This window comes from Streptomyces sp. NPDC048603 (assembly GCF_043199475.1).
Taxonomy (GTDB): Bacteria; Actinomycetota; Actinomycetes; order Streptomycetales; family Streptomycetaceae; genus Streptomyces.
This window is the reverse complement of record NZ_JBICVY010000006.1, coordinates 57,981-84,602: the sequence shown is the minus strand read 5'-3', so window position 1 is coordinate 84,602 and position 26,622 is coordinate 57,981. Positions and strand designations below refer to the sequence as shown.

The following is a 26,622-nucleotide window of genomic DNA, read 5'->3' as shown; positions in this document are numbered from 1 at the left end:
GAATACTTCGGTCATGGCCGGTCCGGTTGCGGTGAGCTGGAGGGGACGGTCGCGTGAGCGAAATACCTGCGCAGGCACATCAGGCCCGCATGCCCCGGGAGACGTGGCACGACTCGTTGTGGCACAGCAGCCCGCCTGGCTCGATATATGACTACATCAAGGTCGCGTCCTTCTCGATCGGCCCCGACGGCCTCATCGACCAGTGGAGCCTGCGTGCCGGGGAACTCTTCGGGCTGACCCCGGCCCAGGCGGTCGGCCGCGACCCGGTCGACGCCTTCATGCCCGCCGAACTGCGCGCCGACGGCCACCGCAAGGTCGCCGAGATACTCGACGGCAAGGAATGGACCGGCCTGATTCCGTTCCGCATGCCCGACGGCTCCGGCCGGCACGGCGTGGCCGAGATCTACGTCATGCCCACCGAGACCGAGACCGGCGAGCGGGCCGCGCTCTGCGTCGTGGTCGACGTACGCGCACTCCGCCGGATCGAGTCCGACCTGGCGGCTTCGCAGGCGATATTCGGACAATCTCCCTTCGGCTTTCTCCTCTTCGGTACCGACCTCACCGTGCAGCGCGCCAACCGCCGCTTCGCCACCGTCTTCGGCGGCGCCGCCGAGGACCACCGCGGCCGCACCGTCCACGACTACCTGCCCAAACGGGAGGCCGACCGGATGACCGCCGCCCTGCGGCGGGTGCTGGAGACCGGCGACGCCGTCACCGACCTCCAGATCAGCGGGGCCGCCCCCGGCAGCCGCGAACACCGCCACTGGTCCATCAACCTCTACCGCGTCCACGGCGGCTCCGGCCGCCCGGTCGGCGTCGCCGGCCTCGGCACCGACGTCACCCGCCGTCACCTCGCCGCCCGCGAGGCCGCCGGCGTCCGCCGCAACCTCGCCCTGCTCAACGAGGCCGGCCACCGCATCGGCAACTCCCTCGACCTGGAGACCACCGCCCGCGAACTCCTCGACGTCACCGTGCCCGGCTTCTGCGACCTCGCCTCCGTCGACCTCTACGAAGGCCTGCTGCTCGGCGACGACGACCGCCCCGCCCGCCACCGGGGACCGGGCCGGCCCAGCCTCCCCGGCCGCGGCTCCGGCCGTGCCCCCTCCGCCCCGCTGCGCCGCGTGGCCTTCGCCAGCGCTGTCTCCGACGCCCCGCTGTCCGGCCCGCCCGTGGCCGTCGGGGAGACCCACCGCTACCCGGCCGCCACCCCCGGCGCCCTCGCCCTGCGCACCGCCCGCCCCCGGCTGCTCGAAGGCGGTGACGGCGGCGGCGCGAACCCCGCCCATTCCCCCCTCGTCCAGTCCACCCTCGTCGTCCCGCTGGTCGCCCACGACACCGTCGTCGGACTCGCCCAGTTCTCCCGCACCAAGGGCAGCGAACCCTTCGGCGAACGCGACCGGGCCGTCGCCGTCGAACTCGCCGCCCGCGCCGCCGTGTGCATCGACAACGCCCGGCTCTACCGGCGCGAACACGAACGCGCGCTCATCCTCCAGCGCAGCCTGCTGCCCCCCGGCGATCCCGAGGCCGCCGGTCTGGACATCGCCTGCCGCTACCTCCCCGGCAACGCGGCCACCGAGGTCGGCGGCGACTGGTTCGACGTCATCGAACTGCCCGGCCACCGCACCGCCCTCGTCGTCGGCGACGTCATGGGCCGCGGCCTGCGCGCCGCGGTCGCCATGGGCGAGCTGCGCACCGCCGTACGCACCCTCGCCCTGCTGGACCTGGAACCGGCCGAGGTGCTCTCCGCCCTCGACGAGGTCGCCCGCGGCCTCGGCGCGCCGGGCGGCGGCCGGCAGCCCTCGCGGGCCGCCCTGCAGTCCCGGGACGCCGACCTCTCCGAGGTCTACCTCGCCACCTGCGTGTACGCCGTCTACGACCCGGTGACCCGGCGCTGCACCATCGCCAACGCCGGGCACATGCCCCCCGTCCTGGTGGAACCCGCCGAGCCCGGCTCCGGCCCGCGCCCCGGCCTGCTCCTGGAGGTCCCGCCGGGCATGCCGCTCGGCGTGGGCGGCGAACCCTTCGAGGAGGTCGAGGTGGAGCTCCCCGAGGGCGCCCTGCTCGCCCTCTACACCGACGGCCTGGTCGAATCCCGCGACCACCCGCTGGAAGAGGGGCTGCGCGGCCTGCGGGACGCGCTCGCCGACCCGGTCCGTCCGCTGGAGGACGTGGCCGACCACGTCCTGGCCACCCTGGAGACCCGGCACGGCGAGGACGACATCGCCCTGCTCATGGCCCGCGTCCAGGGCCTGCCCACCGACGCGGTCGGCGACTGGCAGCTGCCCCGGGAGGCGCGCTCGGTCGGCCGGGCCCGGGAACTGGCCCGTGCCAAACTCCCGGCCTGGGGCTTGGAGGGCCTGCTCGACACCACCGAACTGCTGGTCAGCGAACTGGTGACGAACGCCCTCCGGTACGGCGAGGGCGAGATCCGGCTGAGATTGCTGCTGGACCGCACCCTGGTCTGCGAGGTCTGGGACGGCAACCTGGTCCAGCCCCGGCGCCGCCGCGCCCGCGATACCGACGAGGGGGGCCGCGGCCTCCAGCTCGTCGGGCTGCTGTCCGCCGGCTGGGGCACGCGGCGCACCCACCGGGGCAAGACGGTGTGGTTCGAACTCCCCTTGCCGGGCGCCGGCACCGAACCCCTGTCGGAACTCTCCGCCGAGCAGCTCCTGAACATGTACGGCTGACCGCCCGGCACCCGGCGCCGCTGCGGGGAGGGGGGCCGCCCGCAGGGCAGGGGGTTTACGCGGCTCGCTTCAAGGCGGCCAGACGGGCTTCGATCTCCGAGGTCCGGCCCAGGTCGTCCAGGGCCTCGAACTGCGCGTCCAGTGAGGACGCCGCCAGTTCCTGCTTGCCCATCGCCCGCGCCTCCTCCCGGCGCACCTTGTCCTCGAACCGGCTGATCTCGCTCGTCGGGTCCAGCACGTCGATGCTCTGGACCGCGTCCATCATCCGGTTCTGGGCCTCCGCCGTCTTCGACCGCGCCACCAGCTCGTCCCGCTTCGCCTGCAGCTCGGTCAGCTTGTTCTTCATCGAGTCCAGGCCGGCCTTCAGCTTGTCCACGACCTCCGTCTGCGCCGCGATCACCGGCTCCGCCGTCTTCGCCTCCTTCTCCGCCTGCAGCTGCCGGCCCAGCGCCACCTTCGCCAGACCGTCGAACTTGTCCGCGTCCGCCGCCGCCCCGCCCGCCCGCAGCTCGTCCGCCTTCCTGCTCGCCGCGAGCGCCTTGTCGCCCCACTCCTTCGCCGCGTCCAGGTCCTCCCGGTGGTCCTGCTCCAGCAGCCGCAGGTTGCCGATCGTGGTGGCGACCGCCTGCTCCGCCTCCGCGATGTTGTTCGTGTAGTCGCGGATCAGCTGGTCCAGCATCTTCTGCGGGTCCTCCGCCTGGTCCAGCAACGCGTTGATGTTGGCCTTGGCGAGCTGGGCGACCCGGCCGAGAATGCTCTGCTTGCTCATGCGTTCTGCTCCTTGTCGTGTTCGGTCAGAAGCGGCCGCCGCCGCCCATCCGCCCCCGCGTGCCGCCGCCCCCGAAGGACCCCGGTCCCGGACCGAAGCCCCCGCCCCCGAAGCCACCGCCGCCCCCGCCCCGCCCGGCGCCCCGCAGGATCTCGCCGAGGATGATCCCGCCGAGCACCGCGCCGCCCATCCCGTCCATGCCGCCGCCCCCGGGCCGCCGTCCCGCGTACGGGTTCTCGTACCCCCGTACGTCCTGTTCGGCCAGCCGCTGCGCTTCCCGGGCCAGCGCGTCCGCCCGCTGGGCCTCCGCCAGCGCGCTCGGCGCGTCCGTTCCGGCCAGCTCCGAGGACCGCTGCAGGTGCCGCTGGGCCTCCGCCAGCCGGGTCCGGGCCGTGGCCCCGACCGCGCCCCGGCTGGTGGTGATGTAGTCGCCGGCCGCGCCGATCGCACTGCGGGCGGACAGCACCGCCCGGTCCAGCAGGGCACGGGCCCGCTGGTGCGCGGTCTCCCGTTCCCGGGCCCCGGCCAGGGCCTCGTCGAGCGCGGCGTCCGCCTCCTCCACCCGGCGCAGCGCGTCGATCGGGTCGTAGCTCCCGCCGTCCCGTTCCCCGTGTACGTCGGCCAGGACGGACTCCGCCCGACCGATCCGGCCCCGCAGGTCCGCGGTCGACACCCCCTCGGGCGTCCCGCTCAGCAGTCCCCGGGCGTCCGCCAGGTCGGCCTCCGCCTCGGCCAGCGCCCCGTCGAGCTTCCCGGCCGCCTCGGCCAGCTCCTGCGCGCGCCGCTCCACCGCGTCCACCAGGGTCACCGCCTGGTCCACCGCGCCCTCGGAGGCCCGGACGTGCACAGCGGCCCTGGCGTTGTCGCCCGCCCCGACCGCGGCCCGTGCCTCGTCCAGGTTCGTGCCGGCGAACAGCAGGCGGTCCTCGGCCTGTTCGGCGTTGGAGGCGACGGGCGCGGCGGCGGAAGCGGCGTACCGGCGGGAGAGCGCGGTGAGGGTGGCCCCGGCGGTGACGGTGCGCCCGGACATGGCCCGGAAGCGCTCCCCGACCGCGGCGAGCGCCTGCGGGGCGTTCTTCTCCAGGTCGCGCAGCCGGTCGAAGGCCGCCGATTCGGTGTCCAGGCGGCGGTTCGCCTCGCTGCACCGGGCCACGATCTCGTCGAGCATCCGGCGCCGGGTGGCGTCGTCCTCGGGGTAGGCGTCGTCCAGCTGCTGGCGCAGCCGGAACGCGTGCGTCAGCTCGTCCCTGGCGTGGGCCACCGCGGCCTCGAACGGCCTCGCCGCCTCCTCCCCGAACTGGGCCGTGGCGAAGCCGAGTTCCTCGGTGCTGGTGCGGACCGCGTCGTCGGTCTCCACCAGCAGCGCCTTCGCCCTGGCGTCGAGCTCGGGCAGTGGCAGTCCGCCGGCGGCGTGCTCACCCCAGCCCGCGGGCCGCGTCTGCGTTCCGCCGCGCCCCTTCCGCCGCCTGCTCCGGGAGTACGCGTACACGCCCAGTGCCCCGGCCGCGCCGACCGCGACCACCGGCAGGACGTAGTCCCCGGCGCCGCTCTCCCCGCCGCCGTCGTCCTGGCCGCCGGGGTCGGCGGGCCCCGGGGTGATGGCGGGGGCGGGGACCGGCTGCCCGCCGAGCACCGCGTCGTAGCCGTTCGCGGCGCCGATGGCGGCACCCGCCCAGTCGTTCTGGCGCAGGGGCGGCTCGATCGCGGTCCGCGCGACCTCGGCCAGCTGCTCCCGGGTGAAACCGGAGTCGACCGCCGCCGAATAGGCGTACTGCCGTGCCCCGGTGGCGACGGCGAGCAGGACGTCGTTCTGGCCGAGGCCGTTGCGTTCTGCGGTGGCGTCGGCCCAGCTCTGGGCGGAGCGCCCGGAGAAGTCGCGGACGTAGGCGACGAAGAGCTGGATCCGCCGGTCGGCGTAGAGCCGGTCGAGGGCGGCGGTGACCTCGCCCCTCCGGTCGCCGAGGGCCCCGACCCGGTCGGTGATCTGCCCCTGCCGGTCGAGGTTGACCGGGTCCTCGGCGGGCACGGAGAACACCGGCGGCACGACGCCGGCGGCAGCGGATGCCGGGACCCCGGCTCCGAGCAGCACGGCGGCTCCCGTGAACGCGGCCCGCACGGCGATCCCGGTGATCGATCTCCTCGGCGGCATCACATGGGGGAGCGTATGGGTGGTTTCGTCCGATCGCGACCGGAGATCCGATCACGTTCCGTGACCCCTGCCGCCGATCCGTCGTTGGACGGGCCATGAAGAAGATCGTTTCCACCACCGCCCTGGCCCTGGCCGCCCTCGCCCTCGCCGGCCCGGCCCACGCCGACGACGACAGCAACTTCGGGCCCGGCGTGAACGCCGCGAACAACTGGAACTTCTCCGCCGCCGCGGTCTGCTTCCAGGAACTGGCCGTCGTCCCGGTCGGCGGCTCGTGGACCGGCAACACCACCAACCACTGCACCAACGGCAACGTGCTGAACCACTCGGAGTAGGTACGGACACCGGGCCGCCCCCGGCCCCGGGTGGGGACGGGGGCGGCCCGGTGCGGTCCGGGTCAGCCGCCCTTGCGGCGCGAGATCTTCGAGCCCAGCCAGACCAGCGGGTCGTACTTGCGGTCCACCGCCCGTTCCTTGAGCGGGATCAGTGCGTTGTCGGTGATCTTGATGCCTTCGGGGCAGACCTCCGTACAGCACTTGGTGATGTTGCAGTAGCCCAGGCCGTGTTCCTCCTGGGCGGTCCGCTTGCGGTCGAGGCCCTCGTCCCCGGCCGCGTCCAGCGGGTGCATGTCCAGTTCGGCCACCCGCATCAGGAAGCGGGGCCCGGCGAAGGCCGGCTTGTTCTCCTCGTGGTCGCGGACCACATGGCAGGTGTCCTGGCACAGGAAGCACTCGATGCACTTCCGGAACTCCTGTGACCGGTCCACGTCCACCTGCTGCATCCGGTACTCGCCCGGGGCCAGCCCCTGGGGCGGGACGAACGCCGGGACTTCCCGCGCCTTCCGGTAGTTGAAGGAGACGTCCGTGACCAGGTCGCGGATGACCGGGAAGGCGCGCAGCGGGGTGACCGTGATGGTCTCCTCGCGGGAGAACGTCGACATGCGCGTCATGCACATCAGCCGCGGGCGGCCGTTGATCTCCGCGCTGCACGAACCGCACTTGCCCGCCTTGCAGTTCCAGCGGACCGCCAGGTCCGAGGCCTGCGTGGCCTGGAGGCGGTGGACGATGTCCAGGACGACCTCGCCCTCGTGGACCTCCACTCGGAAGTCCCGCAGTTCGCCGCCCTCCGTGTCGCCCCGCCAGATGCGGAACCGGGCCTCGTAGCCCCGTCCGGTTCCGGTGTCAGTCGCAGTCACTCGTAGAGCTCCTCTTCGGCGAGGTACTTGACCAGCTCCTCCTTTTCGAAGAGGGCGAGCAGGTCGGGGCGGATGGGTTCGGTCCGCTGGCGGACCAGCCGGATGTGGTCGGCCGCGGGGTCGGCGGGTGCGGGGGAGACCGGGTGGCAGACCAGGTTCACCGGGCGCCAGTCGCGGTCCATGGCGGGGCAGTCCTCGCGGGTGTGGCCGCCGCGGCTCTCGGTGCGTTCCAGTGCGGCCCGTGCCACGCACTCGCTGACCAGCAGCATGTTCCGCAGGTCCAGGGCCAGGTGCCAGCCGGGGTTGAACTGGCGGTGCCCCTCGACCCCGGCCTTGGCCGCCCGGACCCGCAGGGCGCGCAGCCTGCCCAGGGCCTGCTGCATCTCGCTCTCCCGCCGGATGATCCCGACGAGGTCGTTCATGGTCTGCTGGAGTTCCTGGTGGAGGGTGTACGGGTTCTCCGCGCCCTCGTCCGCGTGGAAGGGGGCCAGTGCCTCGGCCGCGGCGGCGTCCACCTCCGCCTGGTCGACGGCGGTGCGGTCGTGCGCGGCGGCGTAGTCCGCCGCGTGCAGTCCGGCCCGGCGCCCGAAGACGAGCAGGTCGGACAGCGAGTTGCCGCCCAGGCGGTTCGAGCCGTGCATGCCGCCCGCGACCTCGCCGGCCGCGAACAGACCGGGTACGCCCACGGTCGCGGCCGTGTCGGAGTCGACGGCGATCCCGCCCATCACGTAGTGGCAGGTGGGGCCGACCTCCATGGGTTCGGCGGTGATGTCCACGTCCGCCAGCTCCTTGAACTGGTGGTACATGGACGGCAGCCGGCGCTTGATCCGCTCGGCGGGCATGCGGGTGGAGACGTCCAGGAACACGCCGCCGTGCGGGGTGCCGCGGCCCGCCTTGACCTCGGAGTTGATGGCGCGGGCCACCTCGTCGCGGGGGAGCAGTTCCGGCGGGCGCCGGTTGTTGTCCGGGTCCTCGTACCAGCGGTCGCCCTCGGCCTCCGTCTCGGCGTACTTCTCCTTGAAGACGTCCGGGACGTAGTCGAACATGAACCGCTTGCCCTCGCTGTTGCGCAGCACGCCGCCGTCACCGCGGACCGATTCGGTGACGAGGATGCCCTTCACCGACGGCGGCCAGACCATGCCGGTCGGGTGGAACTGGATGAACTCCATGTTGAGCAGGGGCGCGCCGGCGAGCAGGGCCAGGGCGTGGCCGTCGCCGGTGTACTCCCAGGAGTTGGAGGTGGTCTTGAAGGACTTGCCGATGCCGCCGGTGGCCAGGACCACCGCCGGGGCCTCCAGGACGAAGAAACGGCCGGATTCGCGTTCGTAGCAGAACGTTCCGGACACCCTCTCCCCGTCTTTGAGGACGCGGGTGACCGTGCACTCCTGGAAGACCTTCAGACGGGACTCGTAGTCCCCCGTCTCCTTGAAGTCCTGCTGCTGGAGCTGGACGATCTTCTGCTGGAGGGTGCGGATCAGTTCGAGGCCGGTACGGTCGCCCACGTGCGCGAGCCGCGGGTACTCGTGCCCGCCGAAGTTGCGCTGGGAGATCCGCCCGTCGGGCGTACGGTCGAACAGCGCGCCCCAGGTCTCCAGTTCCCAGACCCGGTCGGGTGCTTCCTTCGCGTGCAGCTCGGCCATCCGCCACTGGTTGAGGAACTTCCCGCCGCGCATGGTGTCGCGGAAGTGCACCTTCCAGTTGTCGCCCTCGTTGACGTTGCCCATGGAGGCGGCGATGCCGCCCTCGGCCATCACCGTGTGGGCCTTGCCGAACAGGGACTTGCAGATCACGGCGGTACGGGCGCCCTGCTCACGGGCCTCGATCGCGGCGCGCAGGCCGGCGCCTCCCGCGCCGACCACGACCACGTCCCACTGCTGCCGGTCGACTTGAGCCATGTCAGAAGATCCTCGGGTCGTTGAATACGCCGGTGGCGAGCAGGTACACGTAGAAGTCGCAGAGCGCCACGGTGATCAGGGAGGCCCAGGCGAGCTGCATGTGCCGGGCGTTGAGCTTCCCCACCCAGCCCCACAGCCGGTAGCGCACCGGGTGCTTGGAGAAGTGCCGCAGCCGGCCGCCGATGATGTGCCGGCAGGAATGGCACGAGAGGGTGTACGCCCAGATCAGCACGGAGTTGACGAGGAAGATCAGAGTGCCGAGGCCCATGTGGCCCCACTCGTAGCTCTCGTCGCGGAAGGTCAGCACCGCGTCGTACGTGAGGATGCCCGCCACCGGCAGCGCCGTGTAGAAGAAGTAGCGGTGCATGTTCTGGAAGACCAGCGGGAAGCGGGTCTCGCCGGTGTACTTCGCGTGCGGCTCGGCGACCGCGCAGGCGGGGGGCGAGGACCAGAAGCTCCGGTAGTACGCCTTGCGGTAGTAGTAGCAGGTCAGCCGGAAGCCGAGCGGGAAGACCAGGATCAGCAGGGCGGGGGAGAGAGCCCACCAGCTGCCGAAGATCTCCCAGTTGGGGCCGCCCTTCATCGGGACGCAGTTCTCCGCGAGGCACGGGGAGTAGAAGGGCGAGACGTAGGGGGCCGCGTAGTAGTCGGCGTTCGCGAAGGCCCGCCAGGTCGAGTAGACGACGAAGGCGAGCAGCCCGGCCGCGGTGGCGGCGGGGGCCAGCCACCAGCGGTCGGTGCGGAGGTGCCGGGCCGGGATCGCGGCCCGGGAGGCGTCGTGGACGCCGGTCAGCTGCTGGGGTGGTTCGGTGCCTGTGGCCAAAGTGAACTCCGGGAGGAGTGGTCAGGGGTGGCCCAGGAGACCCAGCCGTCCGCGGACCGCGGACGGCTGGGCCTGATGGGGGTAGGCGGAAGGTTACGGCTGCGGAATCAGGGTGCCCGACGGTCGCGGGCGCCCAGGCCCTCGTCATCGGTGTCCGTCCACAGCGCGTTGTCGTACGGGGTGTCCGGGACGGGAACCATCCTGGACGCGGCGGGGGGTGCGGACGCGCCGCTCTGCTCCCCGCGCTGCCGGGCGGCCTTCTGCTCGAGCTGCTCCACCTTGCGGGTCAGCTCGTCGAGGTTGCGGCGTACGGCATTCAAATCGTCCTGCAGGGACATGACTTGCCCTCACTTCCGCAGGTTGCGGTGGCAACGCCCAAGTGCGCCTGCGAGTGTCGCTCCTCCCGTCCCCGGTTGTGAAGGGACGTGCAGCGATTCCGGGCGCACGGGCCTGATCTGTGCGCCCCTCCCTGCTCCCATTGTCATCCCTCGCACGGGGGACCGCGCAGCCCCGCGGTACCCGGATTGGTCCGCACGGGTGGGGTTCGCGGCGTGGCGCGGGCCGGCTGCGGCACCTGCGGCCCCGCGTCGATTTCAGTGGGTCCCGTCACCAGTGTGATCAGCTCCATATACCGCCGTACGTGATCTCCGTACGTGATCACGTACGCGAACCCCCACGCCCCGCTCGCCCCGGAGGTACCACCCATGTCCCAGAGCCAGAGAAGGCGCAGATCCATGGCCTCCATGGCGCTCCTGACCTCGGGCGTCCTGGCACTGCCGCTGCTGGCCGGCTGCAGCTCCGGTGAGGAGGACGGCGGCCCCGTCTCCGCCGGTCCGGACATCGCGGCGACCGCCCGATCGGAGGTCGCCGACGGCGGGGTGCTGCGCTGGGCGGTGGATTCCGTGCCGGGGACGCTGAACGCCTACCAGGCGGACGCGGACACGACCACGTCCCGGATCGCCGGGGCGGTGCTCCCGCACCTGTTCACGCTGGACGCCAAGGGACGGCCGGTGGCCAACCCGGACTACCTGGAGAAGGCCGAAGTCGTCGAGCGCGAGCCGAAGCAGGTCGTGCTGTACAAGCTGAACCAGAAGGCGGTGTGGAGCGACGGCCGGGAGATCGGCGCGTCCGACTTCCTCGCCCAGTGGCGGGCACTGAGCGGCAAGGACTCGGCGTACTGGACGGCCCGCAACGCCGGATACGACCGGATCGAGAAGATCGAGCGCGGCGCCAGCGACCTGGAGGTCCGGGTCACCTTCGGCAAGCCCTACGCCGACTGGCAGTCGCTGTTCTCCCCGCTGTACCCGAAGCAGGTCACGTCCAAGCCCGAGGCGTTCAACGAGGGCGCGCGGGAGGCGCTGAAGGTGACGGCGGGGCCGTTCGCGGTCGGCGCCGTCGACAAGAAGGCCGGCACGGTCACGCTGTCCCGGAACGCGCGCTGGTGGGGGGCGCCGGCCAAGCTGGACACCCTGGTGCTGACCGCCGTGCCGCGGACCGAGCGGGCTTCCGCACTGGCCTCCGGGAAGGTGGACCTGGCCGAGCTCGACCGGGCGGGCGTGGACCGGATCGCGCTGGCCAAGCGGGACGCGGCCAAGGAGGAGAAGGCCAGGAAGGAGGCGGGCGACCACGGAGCGGTCGGCCAGGACGCGGTCGGCCAGGACGCGGTCGGCCAGGGCGCCCCGGCGCACGGCCCCGGGACCTCGGTGACCCCCGCCGAGGCCATGCGCTCGTGGGCACTGGCCCACGGCGCGGACGAGGAGAAGGCGGCGGCGGAACAGGAGGCGCGCCGCAACGGCGCGGAGGCGGTGCAGCGCTACGCCGCGGAGCAGAAGGCGCTGCGCGGCTTCGCCGTACGGAAGTCCCTGGAGCCCGCGTACACCCAGCTGGCACTGAACGGGGCGTCCGGGCCGCTGGCCGACGAGCGGGTGCGCCGGGCGGTGGCCCGTGCGCTGGACCGGCAGGCTCTGGCCGAGATCGTGCTGAAGCCGCTGGGGCTGCCTGCCAGGCCCGTGGGCAGCCACCTGGCCCTGGCCGGGCAGCGCGGGTACACCGACAACAGCGGGGCCCTGGGCAAGCAGGACACCAAGGAGGCCCAGGCGCTGCTGGCGGACGCGGGCTGGCGGCGGAGCTCGCAGGGCACCGTCCCGGCGGGCACCAAGGCGAGCAGCGCGGCGGAGAAGAAGGACGACGCCAAGCGCCCGCCGGGGCCGGGCACCGGCGACGACGGCCTGTACATCGTGGGGCAGCACGACGAGCGCAACGGGGACCTGTCCTCGGCCGCGCAGGGCGCCCGGGAGGCCGCGGACCAGGCGGCGGAAGGGGCGGCGGTGGGCCGGCTCGGCCGGGCCGCGCCGGTGCTCGGTGCCGCCTTCCAGGGTGCCCGGGCGGCCGCCGGGCTGCCCGCGGTCCGGCCCGGCGAGCCCGGTGACGAGTTCGGGCCCGAGGGCAGCGGCGAGGGCCTGCCGGACGCGCCGGTGCTGCCCGAGGCCGTTCCGTACGGGCCGGACGGGGAGATCGTCGACGCGGACCGGTTCGCCGGCTCCGGGCAGTACGACTCCCGCCTGCCGGAAGGGGCCCCCGGAGCCGCGGACCGGCCGGGGCAGCCCGGCCCCGGGCCGGACACCGTGCTCGCGCCCGCACCGCTGGGCGAAGCGCCGCAGGCGCCGGTGCTGACCCGGGCCGACGCCGTCGCCGACGGCAAGCGGAACCCCGCCCGGGATGGCGAGGCCAAGGCCAGCGGGGCCCCGGCGGAGCAGGCCGCGGCCGGTGCCGCCGGGGTGCTCGCCAAGGACGGCAAGCCGCTCAACCTGAGGTTCGTGCTCCCGTCCGGGGCCGGATCCGAGCCGCTGCGGGCCGTCGGCGAGCGGATCGCGCAGATGCTGAGGACGATCGGCATCCGGACCGAGCTGACCAAGGTCGCCGACGAGAGCTTCTTCAAGGACCACATCGCCTCCGGCGCCTACGACCTGGCCCTGTACTCCTGGCCGACGACCGCCTACCCGGCCACCGACGCCCGCCCGATCTACGCCAAGCCGGAACCGGCCGCGGACGGCTCGCTGCTCGTCGAGCAGAACTACACCCGGGTCGGCACCGACCACATCGACCAGCTGTTCGACCAGGCGGTGGGCGAGCTGGACGAGGCCCAGGCGCGGGAGCTGATGCAGCAGGCCGACGCCAGGATCTGGGCGGTTGCCGGATCGATTCCGCTCTACCAGCGCCCGGAGCTGGTGGGCTCCCGGCCGGGTGTGGTCAACGCCGGTGCCTTCGGTCTCGGCGCCCCCCGCTACCAGGACATCGGCTGGAAGAAGCCCGCCGCGGCCAGGGAAAAGAACGGGAAGAACAAGTAGCGGTCCCGTGCAGTCCGCATGAACTCCCCGGTAGCTAGCTCAGATGTGACTCAATTCCCTTGCCCGCCGGAACCCCCGGCGGGCAAGGTCGTGACCGGCCCTTTGACCCGGCTCTTCACCGCTTTTCCAGCTGATCGCGCCCGCCCCGGCGGCCCACCCCACACTCAGTCGTCCGGCCTCTTGACATACCCCCCGGCGGGCGGATCGCGCCGCGCGACGTACCATGGGGTAAGGCCGTGGCAGGTTTTCCGCCCGGCACAGGCTCGCGTACCAGGCCGTACGTGACGCCATCCACGATCCCGGGAGAAGCGCCGCAGTGCCCACGCGCCACGACATCCGTAACGTAGCCATCGTCGCCCACGTCGACCACGGCAAGACGACCATCGTCGACGCCATGCTGAAGCAGGCCGGCGCCTTCGCCGCCCACCAGCAGCTCGACGACCGCATGATGGACTCGAACGACCTGGAGCGTGAGAAGGGCATCACGATCCTCGCCAAGAACACGGCGGTGAAGTATCACCCCAAGGACGGCGGGGCCCCGATCACGATCAACATCATCGACACCCCCGGCCACGCCGACTTCGGTGGCGAGGTCGAGCGCGGTCTGTCGATGGTCGACGCTGTCGTTCTGCTGGTGGACGCCTCCGAGGGTCCGCTGCCCCAGACCCGCTTCGTGCTCCGCAAGGCCCTCCAGCAGCGGAAGCCGGTCATCCTCTGCATCAACAAGACGGACCGCCCGGACTCCCGGATCGACGAGGTCGTCAACGAGACCTACGACCTCTTCCTGGACCTGGACGCCGACGAGGACCAGATCGAGTTCCCGATCGTCTACGCCTGTGGCCGTGACGGCATCGCCTCGCTGACCAAGCCGGAGGACGGCACCGTCCCCGCCGACAGCGAGAACCTGGAGCCGTTCTTCTCCACCATCCTGGAGCACGTCCCCGCCCCGGTGTACGACGACGAGGCCCCCCTCCAGGCCCACGTCACCAACCTGGACGCCGACAACTTCCTCGGCCGCATCGCGCTGCTCCGCGTCGAGCAGGGCGAGCTCCGCAAGGGTCAGACCGTCGCCTGGATCAAGCGCGACGGCTCGATCTCCAACGTCCGCATCACCGAGCTGATGATGACCGAGGCGCTCACCCGCAAGCCGGCCGAGGTCGCCGGCCCCGGTGACATCTGCGCGGTCGCCGGTATCCCGGACATCATGATCGGCGAGACCCTGGCCGACCCGGAGAACCCGGTCGCCCTGCCGCTCATCACGGTGGACGAGCCGGCCATCTCCATGGTCATCGGCACCAACACCTCCCCGATGGTCGGCCGCGGCGGCTCCGGCAAGGGCGCGGACGCCAAGGCCGCGGTCAAGGACCGCAAGGTCACCGCCCGCCAGGTCAAGGACCGTCTGGACCGCGAGCTGATCGGTAACGTCTCGCTGCGCGTCCTGGACACCGAGCGTCCGGACGCCTGGGAGGTCCAGGGCCGTGGTGAGCTCGCGCTCGCCATCCTGGTCGAGCAGATGCGCCGCGAGGGCTTCGAGCTGACCATCGGCAAGCCGCAGGTCGTCACCCGCGAGGTCGACGGCAAGGTGCACGAGCCGGTCGAGCGCATGACCATCGACGTGCCCGAGGAGCACATGGGCGCCGTCACCCAGCTGATGGGTGTCCGCAAGGGCCGCATGGACAACATGTCCAACCACGGCTCCGGCTGGGTCCGCATGGAGTTCGTCGTCCCGTCCCGCGGCCTGATCGGCTTCCGTACGGAGTTCCTGACGCAGACCCGCGGCACCGGCATCGGCCACTCGATCCACGAGGGCCACGAGCCGTGGTTCGGCGCCCTGCAGACCCGCAACAACGGCTCCCTGGTCGCCGACCGCGCCGGTTCGGTCACCGCGTTCGCGATGACCAACCTGCAGGAGCGCGGCGTGCTGTTCACCGACCCCGGCACCGAGGTGTACGAGGGCATGATCGTCGGCGAGAACTCCCGCTCCGACGACATGGACGTGAACATCACCAAGGAGAAGAAGCTCACCAACATGCGCTCCGCCTCCGCCGACTCCTTCGAGGCGATCGTCCCGCCGCGCAAGCTCTCCCTGGAGCAGTCCCTGGAGTTCTGCCGCGACGACGAGTGCGTCGAGGTGACCCCGGAGGCCGTCCGCATCCGCAAGGTCGTCCTGGACCAGAAGGAGCGCTCCCGCACCGCCTCGCGCGCCAAGGCCGCCAAGTAGCCGCCAGGTAGCCCCCGAGGGTTCCGTCAGGTTCTTATTGCCTGCTCACAGCCCCTCTGCCACGGTGTTCCGTGGTAGGGGGGCTGTTTCGTTTTGTCAAACGGATTATCTCGTTCAGGTGTCCGGATAACGGTCGTCACACTCCGGAAGGTGTGCTAACAGTCCGTTTCGGGCGTGTCTGTCTCTGCTCGCTTTGTCCGGATTTCGGTTTTCTGGGGTGGGGTGATGTTGTGAAAACGAGACCGGCCAGATGTGGTTTCAGCTGGGGGGCTTCCCTGAGGATGGCTCCAATGAGCTCGGGTCAATGGGTCACGCACTGTGGGGAGTGCCGACTCACGAGCACACTTGGGGTACTGGAGAACTAGCCGTCAGGGGTGTCGGCGATCCTCCTTGAGTGCCCCTCACGTAGTGACAAGTGAACTCATGAGGAGGACCCCATGCGTGGTGCCACAAGCGCCAACTGGGTCACGCGCGCGACTGAGATCGCACTGGGGGCGACGCGATCGTGACCAGCCCTGCGCAGACTGAGGGTGCAGCAGCGCCCAACGTCCTTGTCGAGGAGCCGTCCAAGGACGCTCCGAAGGCCAAGGACCCCGCTGGGCTGTCCCCTGGGCAGCTCATGTGGCGGCGATTCAAGCGGGACAAGGCCGGAGTCATCTCCGCGTTCATCGTCCTGTTCTTCTTCGCCGTCGCGCTGCTCGCGCCGGTGATCGCCAACATGTACGGGAAGAACCCGTACGAGCTGTACGGGCAGAACACCGAAGGACTCCTCGATGAGTTCAGCATGCCGGTGGGCTCGTTCGGAGGTGCCTCCGGCGAGTTCTGGTTCGGCATCGAGCCGGTTCTGGGTCGAGACGTCTTCACGCAGCTGCTGTACGGCATGCGGACGTCGATCTTCACGGCCCTGATCGCGACGATCATCATGGTCGTCATCGGCGTGCTGATCGGTCTGGTCGGCGGGTACTACGGCGGGAAGGTGGACTACTGGCTCGGCCGGTTCACCGACTTCCTGCTCGGTATCCCCAGCCAGCTGTTCTTCATCGCCTCGATGCCGGTGGTCGTGGCCGCCTTCGTCAAGCCGGACGAGGAGACGCCCACGGCGCTGCGTGCAGCAGCGATCGTGATCGTGCTCTCCTTCCTCGGGTGGATGGGCCTGTCCCGTCTGATCCGTGCGGCGACGCTCTCCCTGCGTGAGCGGGAGTTCGTCGAGGCAGCCAAGATCGCGGGCGCTTCTCCCTGGCGGATCATCCGCAAGGAGCTGCTGCCCAACCTGGTGACGCCGATCCTCGTGCAGGCAACGCTCATGCTGCCCGCCACGATCCTTTCGGTGGCCTTCCTCTCCTACGTGGGCGTCGGCTACGTCGAGCCCACCCCGGACTGGGGCCGGATGTTCGCCATCGGTGCCGGCATCTATGAGCAGGACCCGGCGTACATGTTCTACCCGGGTATCGCGATGGTCGTCTTCGTCGTCGCCTTCAACCTGCTCGGCGACTCGGTACGGGACGCGTTCGACCCCAAGTCCGGTCGCTGACGTCACTGCAGCGGGACAGCTGCCGCCCAGGCATACCTGATTGACGATCCGTCATGCGGGTTGCCAGGCAGCACAGTTGGATCACTACCTACAGATAGGTACTCATCACCATGAGCATCTTCGGCACGCGCAAGGCGACCGCGATCGTCATCGCTGTTGCGGCGGGCTCGCTCGTCCTGACCGCCTGCGGTGGCAACGACAACAAGAGCGACACCTCCAAGACCCAGGGCAAGACCAAGGAGGACGCGGCCAAGCAGTCCGCCGCCGTCTCCTTCGGCGACGCCAAGGCGTCCACCGGTCCGGCCGCCGAGGTTCCCGGCGCCCGCCCCGGCGGCACCGTGAGCGTCTACCAGACGGACGACTTCTCCCACCTGGACCCGGCGCAGAGCTACGTCTCCGACGCCCGCATTCTGGGCCGCCTCCTCCACCGTGGTCTGACCCAGTACCAGGAGGACGAGACCGGCAAGATGACCGTCGTCGGTGACCTCGCCACCGACTCCGGCAAGACCACCGACGGTGGCAAGACCTGGACCTACACCCTCAAGGACGGGATCAAGGACCAGAACGGCAGCCCGATCACCTCGGCGGACGTCCGCCACACGGTCGAGCGCCTCTACGCGCCGTTCGTCACCGACGGCCCGGTCTACCTGCAGAACTGGCTGTCCGGCGAGGGCACCACGTACCGCAAGGCGCTCCCGGAGGGCCCGTACGGCGGCCAGCACCTGGGCAACGACGTCCTGGAGACCCCGGACGAGAAGACCATCGTCTTCAAGTTCAAGGAGCCGCAGGCCGACCTGCCGCAGGCCCTCGCGATGACCGGCTACTCCATCGTGCCCGCCAAGACGGACACCAAGGAGAAGTACGACACCGCTCCGGTCGCCCTCGGTCCCTACAAGATCGCGGACTTCAAGCCGGGCAAGGAGATGAAGCTCGTCAAGAACGAGAACTGGGACGCGAAGACCGACTCGGTCCGCCACCAGTACGTCGACGGCTTCAACATCGCGTTCAACCAGGACGACGAGGCCCAGACCAAGGCGATCCTGGCCGACCGCGACGAGGCCAAGAACGGCATCCAGATGACCGGCACCGTGGCCACCACCCAGGTGCAGAACGTCGTCAACGACGCCGCCGCCAAGGCCCGGACGATCTCCGGTTACCAGCCCTACGTCTGGCAGCTGAACTTCAACCTGGACCGGGTCAAGGACAAGCGCGTCCGCGACGCCATCACCATGGCCATGCCGAACAAGAACGTCTACCAGCCGGACGGCGGTGCGTTCGGCGGTGAGGTCGCGACCGGCCTCATCTCCCCGACCACCCCGGGCTTCGAGAAGGACTACGACCCCTTCGGCAAGGCGAAGAACCCGAACGGTGACATCGAGGGTGCCAAGAAGCTCCTCAAGGAGGCCGGCGCCGAGGGTCTGAAGCTGACCTACGCGTACGCCAACACCCCGAAGCGCCAGCAGCAGGCCGTCGTCATCGCCGACCGCCTGAAGGCGATCGGCATCGACGTCCAGAAGAAGGAGATCGACAGCGCCACCTGGTACGAGCAGGTCGGCAAGGTCGACAACGGTCTGGACCTCTACATGACCGGCTGGGGCCAGGACTGGCCGTCCGCCTCCACCGTCATCCCGCCGCTGTACGACGGCAAGCAGCTGCAGGACGGTTCCTCGGTCTACTCGCACATCAACGACCCGAAGGTCAACGACGCCATCGCCGCGGCGAAGAAGATCGTCGACCCGGCTGAGGCCCAGAAGGCGTGGACGGCGCTGCACCACGACATCGTGGAGCGCATCAACCCGGCCGCCCCGCTGTACTTCACCAAGTCGCTGCAGATCCAGGGCTCGAACGTCGGTGGCGCCCGCTACTCGAACGACCTGAGCGCGATCGACGTCACGCGCGTCTTCCTGAAGAGCTAACACTCTCAGGCCGAAGCCCCGGTGGGTGTGCGGACGGCGGTCCGCACACCCCCGGGGCACCGGTCCGATCCCAATCGACCCCTCACGCCGCCGTCCTGAGAGCAGCGACCCCATGCTTCAATTCCTTCTTCGCCGGACGTTCGGCGCAGTCCTGATCCTGTTCCTGATCAGCGCATTCACCTTCTTCATGTTCTTCGCCATCCCGCAGGATCCCGCCCTGCTGGCCTGTGGCAAGAACTGCACCCCGGACGCCCTCGAGGTGATCCACAAGAACATGGGCCTGGACAAGCCCGTACCCGTCCAGTTCTGGGACTACATGGTCGGCATCTTCGCCGGCCGTGACTTCTCCGTCGGCCACTGCTCGGCTCCCTGCTTCGGTGTCTCCTTCGACAACCAGCAGATGATCTGGGACACCCTGGTCGACCGCCTCCCGCTGACCATCTCGCTGTCCGTGGGCGGCCTCATCGTCTTCCTGGTCGTCGGCCTCGGCGCCGGCATGATCGCCGCTGCCCGCAAGGGCACCTGGATCGACAAGACCTTCAGCAGCGCCTCGCTGGTCCTGTCCTCGCTCCAGATCTACTTCCTCGGCCCGGTCGTCCTCGGCATCTTCGTCTACAGCACCGGCTGGCTGGAGAAGCCGAAGTACGTGCCCTTCTCCGAGAGCTTCGGCGGCTGGTTCATGGGCCTGCTGATCCCGTGGATGGTCATGTCCGTCATCTTCACGGCCAACTACACCCGTATGGCGCGCTCGACGATGATCGAGCAGCTCCAGGAGGAGTACGTCCGCGCCGCCCGTGCCAAGGGCATGAGCAACAAGTACGTCTTCTTCCGGTACGCCTGGCGCGGTTCGCTGATCCCGATCGTGACCATCCTCGGCATCGACCTCGGCGCGCTGCTCGGCGGTGCGGTCGTCACCGAGTACACCTTCGGTCTCGCCGGAATCGGCCGCCTCGCGGTGGAGTCGGTCAAGGACAAGGACCTGCCGCTGACGATGGGCGTCATGGTGTTCAGCGCCGCGCTCATCCTCTTCTTCAACATCGTTGTGGACGCTCTCTACGCGATCATCGACCCGCGCGTGCGTCTGGCCTAGGAGAACGACCGTGACCACACTCACCAAGACCGAGGACGTCCCGGCTCCGACCGAGTCCGACGCCTTCCTGTCGGTGCGCGACCTGCGGGTCCAGTTCTCCACCGAGGACGGCATCGTCAAGGCGGTCGACGGCCTCTCCTTCGACCTGAAGCGCGGCCAGACCCTGGGCATCGTGGGCGAGTCCGGCTCCGGCAAGTCGGTGACGAACCTGACCGTGCTGGGCCTCCACAACCCGCGGACCACCAACATCACCGGCTCCATCAGGCTGGACGGTCAGGAAGTGACCGACCTGAAGGACAAGGAGCTGGAGACGCTCCGCGGCAACAAGATGGCGATGATCTTCCAGGACGCGCTCACCGCCCTGTCGCCGTACTACACCATCGGCCGCCAGATCTCCGAGCCGTTCCGCAAGCACACCGGCGCGAGCAAGAAGGAGGCCCGGGACCGGGCCATCGAGATGCTCGGCAAGGTCGGCATCCCCGACCCCAAGCGCCGGGTGGACGACTACCCGCACCAGTTCTCCGGCGGTATGCGCCAGCGCGCGATGATCGCCATGTCCCTGGTGTGCAACCCCGAGCTGCTGATCGCCGACGAGCCGACCACGGCCCTCGACGTGACCGTCCAGGCGCAGATCCTCGACCTGCTCAAGGACCTGCAGCAGGAGTTCGGCTCCGCGATCATCATGATCACGCACGACCTCGGCGTCGTCGCCAACATGGCCGACGACCTCCTGGTCATGTACGCGGGCCGGGCCGTGGAGCGCGGCACCGTCCGCGAGGTGCTCCAGAAGCCCTCGCACCCGTACACCGTGGGTCTGCTCCGGTCGATGCCGAGCCTGACCTCCGACGTCAACGAGCCGCTCACGCCGATCCCCGGATCGCCGCCGAGCCTGCTCAACCCGCCGCCCGGCTGCGCCTTCAGCGCCCGTTGCTCGTACACGGACCTGGTGGCCGGCGGCCTGTGCACCTCCGAGCGTCCGCACCTCGCGGACGGGCGGGCGGCCGCGTGCCACCTGACGGCGGAGCAGAAGCAGCAGGCTTTCTTCGAGACGATTCAGCCCCGGCTGGGCTGATAGCTGATCACCAGCGACTGGGGCTAAGACCATGACCGAGAACACCACCACCAAGGCCGTCGAGCCGCTGATGGTCGTGGAAGGGCTGCAGAAGCACTTCCCGATCATGGGCGGATTCCCGATCAAGCGGAAGGTCGGCGCGGTCCAGGCCGTCGACGGCCTGACCTTCGACATCAAGCCGGGCGAGAGCCTGGGCCTCGTCGGCGAGTCCGGCTGCGGCAAGTCGACCACGGGCCGGCTGATCACCCGCCTGATGGAGCCGACCGGCGGCAAGATCACCTACAAGGGCCAGGACATCACCTACGCCGGCCGCAAGAAGCTGGCGCCGATCCGGTCCGAGATCCAGATGATCTTCCAGGACCCGTACGCCTCGCTGAACCCGCGGCAGACGGTCGGCACGATCATCTCCAGCCCGATGGAGATCAACGGGATCAACCCGCCCGGCGGCCGCGAGAAGAAGGTCCGCGAGCTCCTGGAGACCGTGGGTCTGAACCCGGAGCACTACAACCGCTTCCCGCACGAGTTCTCCGGTGGCCAGCGCCAGCGCATCGGCGTCGCCCGCGCCCTCGCGCTGGAGCCGAAGCTGATCATCGCGGACGAGCCCGTCTCGGCCCTCGACGTGTCGATCCAGGCGCAGGTGGTCAACCTGCTCCAGGAGCTCCAGCGGGACCGCGGCATCGCCTTCGTGTTCATCGCGCACGACCTGTCGATCGTCCGGCACTTCTCCGAGCGCGTCGCGGTCATGTACCTCGGCAAGATCGTGGAGATCGCCGACCGGGACTCGCTCTACAACCGGCCGCGGCACCCGTACACGCACGCGCTGCTGTCGGCCGTGCCGGAGACGGACGACCTCGACGGCACCAAGCGCGAGCGGATCCGCCTCTCCGGCGACGTCCCCTCGCCGATCATGCCGCCGTCCGGCTGCCGCTTCCGCACCCGGTGCTGGAAGGCGCAGGACATCTGCTCCTCGCAGGAGCCGCCGCTGGTGCAGCTCTCCACCAGCAAGCCCGGCCACCTGACGGCCTGCCACTTCCCGGAGGACCCCACCACCGAGAAGCACGCCGAGGACATCGTCCTCGACCCGGCGCTGCAGGCGCTGGAGGGCGACGCGTAAGCGCACCCTTCCGGCACAGGGCCCCGCACTCCTCGTGCGGGGCCCTGCCCCTTTCCCGGCTCCCTCTCCCGGCTCCCCCTTTATTGGGTTGTCCGGCAGACGGGCGGCCGGGGAGAGTGGACGGATGCTGACCGTCCGGCCTGCGGGCCCCGGCGACGCGGGCGACATCTGCGCCCTGCTCAACGCCGTCGACATGATCGAGATCGGCCGCCCGGAAACGGACCTGCACGAGGTGGAGGCCGACCTCAACCACCCCGACGCGGACCTGGCCACCGACTCCTGGCTCGCCCACGACGGCGGCCGGCTGGTCGCCTACGGCATGGTCTGGCCGGAGGGCGAGCCCGGGCTCGTCGGCGCCGACCAGTACGTACTGCCCGAGCACCAGGACGCCGCCGCGAGGATGCTGCGGCTGATGGAGGTGCGGGCGCGGGAGATGGCCGGCGGGGTGCCCGGCAGCCTGCGGATGCAGCTCAACACCGAGCCCACCCTCGACACCGCCCTGCTGACCGCCCGCGGCTGGCAGACCGTACGGCGCTACCAGGTGATGGTCCGCTCCCTGGACCCCGCGGCAGCCCTGCCCGGCGAGGCCCCCGCCGGCCTCTCCCTGCGCCACTGCGGCACCGCCGAGGAGGACCGCCGCCGGGCGCACGCCCTGGTCGAGGACTCCTTCGCGGAGCATTTCGGGCACGTCCACCGGGACTACGAGGCCTGGCTGGACCACTACTCCTTCCGAGACCTGGACTGGTCCCTGGTCTGGATCGCCTCCCTCCCCGGCGAGGGCGACGTGGGCGTGGTCCTCTCCCGTGACGACCGCACCTCCATGGCCTGGGTCAACCACCTGGGCGTACGCAAGGACCAGCGCGGCCGGGGCATCGGCGGGCACCTGCTCCGGCACGCCTTCGCCTTCTACGCCGCCCGCGGCCGGGACACCCTGGGCCTCGGCGTGGACACCCTCAACGCCACCGGGGCCCTCGCGCTCTACGAGGCCCACGGCATGAGCACCCACTACGCGGTGAACACCTGGGAGCTGCCGTTGCACTCCAAGGGGTGACAGGGACGGGACGCGCGGGTCCAATCGGACTCACCTGGAGTGAGATCGCGCCTCCATGCGGTGACATTGCTCCCAGTCGAGCAGTCACCACGAAGGAGGCACGATGCGCGGAGCCACCCACGCCACCTGGGCCGCCTGCGCCGTGGCCGTCGCCCTTGCGGCGGCCGGCTGCGGCGGCGGCGACACGAGCGGGGCCGGTGCCGGCATCATCAGCTCCTCCTGGGGAGACCCGCAGAACCCCCTCGAACCCGCCAACACCAACGAGGTGCAGGGCGGCAAGGTCCTCGACATGGTCTTCCGCGGGCTGAAGCGGTACGACCCGAAGACCGGCGCGGCCCAGGACATGGTGGCCGAGAAGATCGAGACCACCGACAGCCAGAACTTCACCGTCACCCTCAAGGACGGCTGGAAGTTCAGCAACGGCGAGCCCGTCACCGCCGAGTCCTTCGTGGACGCCTGGAACTACGCCGCGGACGTCCGCAACAAGCAGAACAACGCTACGTTCTTCAGCAACATCATGGGCTACGACGACGTGCACCCGGCCTCCGGCGAGCCCAAGTCCAAGACCATGTCCGGCCTGGTCGTCAAGGATCCAAAGACGTTCACCGTCGCCCTGAAGGACAAGTTCTCCACCTGGCCGCAGACCCTGGGCTACCAGGCGTTCTCCCCGCTGCCGAAGTCCTTCTTCACCGACCACGACGGCTGGCTGGCCAAGCCCGTCGGCAACGGCCCGTACACGGTGGAGTCCTACACCAAGGGCACCGCCATGCAGCTGCGCGCCTGGGACGGCTACACCGGCCCGGACAAGGCGCAGAACGACGGGGTCGACCTGAAGGTCTACACCGACAACAACACCGCCTACACGGACCTGATCGCCGGCAACCTCGACCTGGTCGACGACGTCCCCGCCTCCCAGCTCAAGAACGTCAAGAGCGACCTCGGCGACCGCTACATCAACCAGCCCGCCCTGATCACCCAGACCCTCACCTTCCCGCTGTACGACCCCCAGTGGGGCAAGCCGGGCACGGAGAAGGTCCGGCAGGGCATCTCCCGGGCCATCAACCGCCCGGAGATCACCAAGCAGATCTTCCAGAACACCCGCAGTCCCGCGATGGACTGGACCTCCTCCGCGCTCGGTGCGGCGGGCGGCTTCAAGGACATGTGCGGGGAGCTGTGCACCTACGACCCGGCGGCGGCCAAGAAGCTCATCGAGGAGGGCGGCGGACTGCCCGGCGGGAAGATGACCATCACCTCGAACGTGGACACGGGCTCGCACCGGACCTGGATGGACGCCGTCTGCAACAGCATCAACAACGCCCTCGGCCAGGGCCCGGTCTGCACCGTCAACCCGGTCGGCACCTTCGCCGACTTCCGCAACCAGACGACCAACTTCAAGCTCACCGGCCCGTTCCGGTCGGGCTGGCAGGGTGACTACCCGCTGATCCAGAACTTCCTGCAGCCGCTGTACTACACGGGCGCCTCCTCCAACTACGGGAAGTTCTCCGACCCGGAGTTCGACCGGCTCGTCGACGAGGCCAACCGCGAGTCCGACACCGCCAAGGCCATCGCGACCTTCCAGGACTCCGAGAAGATCCTCGCCGCGCAGATGCCCTCGATCCCGCTCTGGTACCAGAACGGCAGCGCCGGCTACTCGGAGCGCCTCACCGACGTCGAGCTGAACCAGTTCAGCGTCCCCGTGTACGACCGGATCAAGGTCAGCTGAGCCTCCGCTCCCGCCGCACACCCCGGAGCATTGCATGGGACGTTATGTGATCCGGCGGCTGCTCCAGATGATCCCGGTGTTCATCGGCAGCACGTTCCTGATCTTCTTCATGGTCTACGCGCTCGGCGACCCGGTGGCGGCGCTGTTCGGGGACAAGGCCCCCGACCCCGCCACCGCGGCCCGCATCCGCAAGGACCTCTACCTCGACCAGCCCCTGTGGAAGCAGTACCTCCACTACATGGGGCAGATCTTCCAGGGGGACTTCGGCACCGCCTTCAACGGCCAGCCGGTCACCGAGCTGATGGCGAGCGCCTTCCCCGTCACCCTCCGGCTGACCTGCGTCGCCATCGTCATCGAGATCCTCGTCGGCATCACCCTCGGCGTGATCAGCGGACTGCGCCGCGGCCGGACCGTGGACACAGGCGTCCTGGTGGCCACCCTGGTCGTCATCTCGGTGCCCACCTTCGTCACCGGCTACCTGCTGCAGTACCTCTTCGGGGTGAAATGGGGCTGGGTGAGGCCCACGGTCTCCTCCGAGGCCACGTTCGGCGAACTGCTGCTGCCCGGCATCGTGCTCGCCCTGGTGTCGCTGGCCTACGTCACCCGGCTCACCCGGACCTCCATCGCAGAGAACAACCGGGCCGACTACGTCCGCACCGCCGTGGCCAAGGGACTGCCGCGCCGCCGGGTCGTCACCCGGCACCTGCTCCGCAACTCGCTGATCCCCGTGGTCACCTTCATCGGCACCGACATCGGCGCCCTGATGGGCGGGGCCATCGTCACCGAGCGGATCTTCAACATCCACGGCGTCGGCTACCAGCTCTACCAGGGCATCCTGCGCAACAACGCCCCGACCGTGGTGGGCTTCGTGACCATCCTGGTCATCGTCTTCCTGCTGGCGAACCTGCTCGTCGACCTGCTCTACGCGGTCCTGGACCCGAGGATCCGGTATGCCTGAGCCCGAGCGGCCGCTGGTCCCCCCGGCCCACGCGGTGCCCGAACGCCCCGGAGCCCCCGACCGCCCCGAGGCGTACGACCCGCTCCGGCCCGGCGACCGGGAGGCCGTCGCCCCCACCGGCACGGGCGGCCCCATGGACCTGGCACTGGAGGAGGCGGAGAGCCTGGAGAAGACGCTCCCCGACGTGCCGGACGGGCCCGCCGTGCCCTCCCCGTCGGACGCCGCCTCCGCCGGACGGGCCCGCTCGCTGTGGTCCGACGCCTGGCACCAGCTGCGCCGCAACCCGGTGTTCGTCATCTCGGCGCTGCTGATCCTCTTCCTCGTCTTCATCGCCATCTGGCCGCAGGCCATCACCTCCGGCGACCCGCTCCAGTGCGACCTGTCCAAATCGCAAGCCGGCTCCGAGCCCGGGCACCCGTTCGGCTACGACACCCAGGGCTGCGACGTGTACACGCGCACCGTGTACGGCGCCAAGGCGTCCATCACCGTCGGTATCTGCGCCACCGTCGGGGCCGCCCTGCTCGGGTCCCTGCTCGGCGGTCTGGCCGGCTTCTTCGGCGGCTGGGGCGACGCCACGCTCTCCCGGGTCGCCGACATCTTCTTCGGCATTCCGGTGGTCCTGGGCGGCCTGGTCTTCCTGTCCGTGGTCACCAGCACCACGGTCTGGCCGGTGGTCGGCTTCATCGTGCTGCTCGGCTGGCCGCAGATCGCCCGCATCGCCCGCGGCTCCGTGATCACCGCCAAACAGCACGACTACGTCCAGGCGGCGCGGGCCCTCGGCGCCGGCAACGGACGGATGCTGACGCGCCACGTCGCCCCCAACGCGGTTGCCCCGGTCATCGTGGTCGCGACGATCGCCCTGGGCACGTACATCGCCCTGGAGGCCACCCTGTCCTTCCTCGGTGTCGGTCTGCGCCCGCCCACCGTCTCCTGGGGCATCGACATCTCCAACGCCGCCCCGCAGATCCGCAACGCCCCGCACATGCTGCTGTGGCCCGCGGGAGCGCTGAGCATCACCGTGCTGGCGTTCATCATGCTCGGCGACGCGGTGCGCGACGCCCTCGACCCCAAGCTGCGCTGAGGA

19 protein-coding genes are annotated in these 26,622 nt (G+C 70.3%); 13 read left to right on the top strand and 6 right to left on the bottom strand.

Going from position 1 to position 26,622, the window contains the following annotated elements; genetic code table 11:
* The first annotated feature begins 89 nt into the window (after positions 1-89).
* Positions 90-2,687, top strand: a complete 2,598-nt coding sequence (locus ACGFQ9_RS15940) for a SpoIIE family protein phosphatase (RefSeq protein WP_393574760.1) — start codon at positions 90-92, stop codon at positions 2,685-2,687.
* 55 nt (positions 2,688-2,742) lie between these two features.
* Here ACGFQ9_RS15940 and ACGFQ9_RS15935 read toward each other — a convergent pair whose 3' ends face one another.
* Both ACGFQ9_RS15935 and ACGFQ9_RS15930 read right to left on the bottom strand, forming a co-directional pair.
* The gene (locus ACGFQ9_RS15935) at positions 2,743-3,456 is read right to left on the bottom strand and encodes a PspA/IM30 family protein (protein ID WP_393574381.1); all 714 of its coding nucleotides are present in this window, start codon (positions 3,454-3,456) and stop codon (positions 2,743-2,745) included.
* 25 nt (positions 3,457-3,481) lie between these two features.
* On the bottom strand, positions 3,482-5,605 hold the full coding sequence (locus ACGFQ9_RS15930; protein WP_393574380.1) for a TPM domain-containing protein: 2,124 nt from the start codon (positions 5,603-5,605) through the stop codon (positions 3,482-3,484).
* A gap of 95 nt (positions 5,606-5,700) precedes the next feature.
* Here ACGFQ9_RS15930 and ACGFQ9_RS15925 point away from each other — a divergent pair, with 95 nt between their 5' ends.
* A complete protein-coding gene (locus tag ACGFQ9_RS15925) occupies positions 5,701-5,937 on the top strand; it encodes a hypothetical protein (RefSeq protein ID WP_393574379.1) in 237 nt (78 codons plus the stop codon).
* Positions 5,938-5,999: 62 nt separating this feature from the next.
* Here the strand turns inward: ACGFQ9_RS15925 and ACGFQ9_RS15920 are convergent, their stop codons facing one another.
* The 4 genes from ACGFQ9_RS15920 to ACGFQ9_RS15905 all read right to left on the bottom strand — a co-directional run bounded on the left by ACGFQ9_RS15920 (position 6,000) and on the right by ACGFQ9_RS15905 (position 9,853).
* Entirely contained in the window at positions 6,000-6,797 is a 798-nt protein-coding gene (locus tag ACGFQ9_RS15920; RefSeq protein WP_393574378.1) for a succinate dehydrogenase/fumarate reductase iron-sulfur subunit, read from the bottom strand.
* Positions 6,794-8,692 (bottom strand): fumarate reductase/succinate dehydrogenase flavoprotein subunit, encoded by a 1,899-nt coding sequence (locus ACGFQ9_RS15915; RefSeq protein ID WP_393574377.1) that lies wholly within the window; start codon positions 8,690-8,692, stop codon positions 6,794-6,796. The genes ACGFQ9_RS15920 and ACGFQ9_RS15915 overlap by 4 nt, the downstream gene beginning before the upstream one ends.
* Position 8,693: 1 nt before the next feature.
* Positions 8,694-9,515: a hypothetical protein gene (locus tag ACGFQ9_RS15910; protein ID WP_393574376.1), complete on the bottom strand. Its 822-nt coding sequence runs from the start codon at positions 9,513-9,515 to the stop codon at positions 8,694-8,696.
* 107 nt (positions 9,516-9,622) lie between these two features.
* A complete protein-coding gene (locus ACGFQ9_RS15905; protein ID WP_393574375.1) occupies positions 9,623-9,853 on the bottom strand; it encodes a hypothetical protein in 231 nt (76 codons plus the stop codon).
* Positions 9,854-10,258: 405 nt separating this feature from the next.
* On the opposite strand from ACGFQ9_RS15905, the gene ACGFQ9_RS15900 reads away from it, so the two are divergent.
* From ACGFQ9_RS15900 to ACGFQ9_RS15850, 11 genes are all read left to right on the top strand, one after another.
* Positions 10,259-12,862 (top strand): ABC transporter substrate-binding protein, encoded by a 2,604-nt coding sequence (locus ACGFQ9_RS15900; RefSeq protein ID WP_393574759.1) that lies wholly within the window; start codon positions 10,259-10,261, stop codon positions 12,860-12,862.
* Between the two features lie 316 nt (positions 12,863-13,178).
* A complete protein-coding gene (typA, locus tag ACGFQ9_RS15895; RefSeq protein WP_393574374.1) occupies positions 13,179-15,083 on the top strand; it encodes a translational GTPase TypA in 1,905 nt (634 codons plus the stop codon).
* A gap of 505 nt (positions 15,084-15,588) precedes the next feature.
* Entirely contained in the window at positions 15,589-16,614 is a 1,026-nt protein-coding gene (locus tag ACGFQ9_RS15890; protein ID WP_393574373.1) for an ABC transporter permease, read from the top strand.
* 110 nt (positions 16,615-16,724) lie between these two features.
* On the top strand, positions 16,725-18,530 hold the full coding sequence (locus ACGFQ9_RS15885; protein ID WP_393574372.1) for an ABC transporter substrate-binding protein: 1,806 nt from the start codon (positions 16,725-16,727) through the stop codon (positions 18,528-18,530).
* A 112-nt stretch (positions 18,531-18,642) separates the two neighbouring features.
* Positions 18,643-19,620 (top strand): ABC transporter permease, encoded by a 978-nt coding sequence (locus ACGFQ9_RS15880; protein ID WP_393574371.1) that lies wholly within the window; start codon positions 18,643-18,645, stop codon positions 19,618-19,620.
* Positions 19,621-19,630: 10 nt separating this feature from the next.
* Positions 19,631-20,692: an ABC transporter ATP-binding protein gene (locus tag ACGFQ9_RS15875; protein WP_393574370.1), complete on the top strand. Its 1,062-nt coding sequence runs from the start codon at positions 19,631-19,633 to the stop codon at positions 20,690-20,692.
* A gap of 31 nt (positions 20,693-20,723) precedes the next feature.
* Entirely contained in the window at positions 20,724-21,806 is a 1,083-nt protein-coding gene (locus ACGFQ9_RS15870) for an ABC transporter ATP-binding protein (protein WP_393574369.1), read from the top strand.
* Between the two features lie 124 nt (positions 21,807-21,930).
* Positions 21,931-22,857: a GNAT family N-acetyltransferase gene (locus tag ACGFQ9_RS15865; protein ID WP_393574368.1), complete on the top strand. Its 927-nt coding sequence runs from the start codon at positions 21,931-21,933 to the stop codon at positions 22,855-22,857.
* Positions 22,858-22,960: 103 nt separating this feature from the next.
* Entirely contained in the window at positions 22,961-24,580 is a 1,620-nt protein-coding gene (locus tag ACGFQ9_RS15860; protein ID WP_393574367.1) for an ABC transporter substrate-binding protein, read from the top strand.
* Between the two features lie 34 nt (positions 24,581-24,614).
* A complete protein-coding gene (locus tag ACGFQ9_RS15855; protein ID WP_393574366.1) occupies positions 24,615-25,538 on the top strand; it encodes an ABC transporter permease in 924 nt (307 codons plus the stop codon).
* A 133-nt stretch (positions 25,539-25,671) separates the two neighbouring features.
* A complete protein-coding gene (locus ACGFQ9_RS15850) occupies positions 25,672-26,619 on the top strand; it encodes an ABC transporter permease (protein WP_393574758.1) in 948 nt (315 codons plus the stop codon).
* Positions 26,620-26,622: the final 3 nt, after the last annotated feature.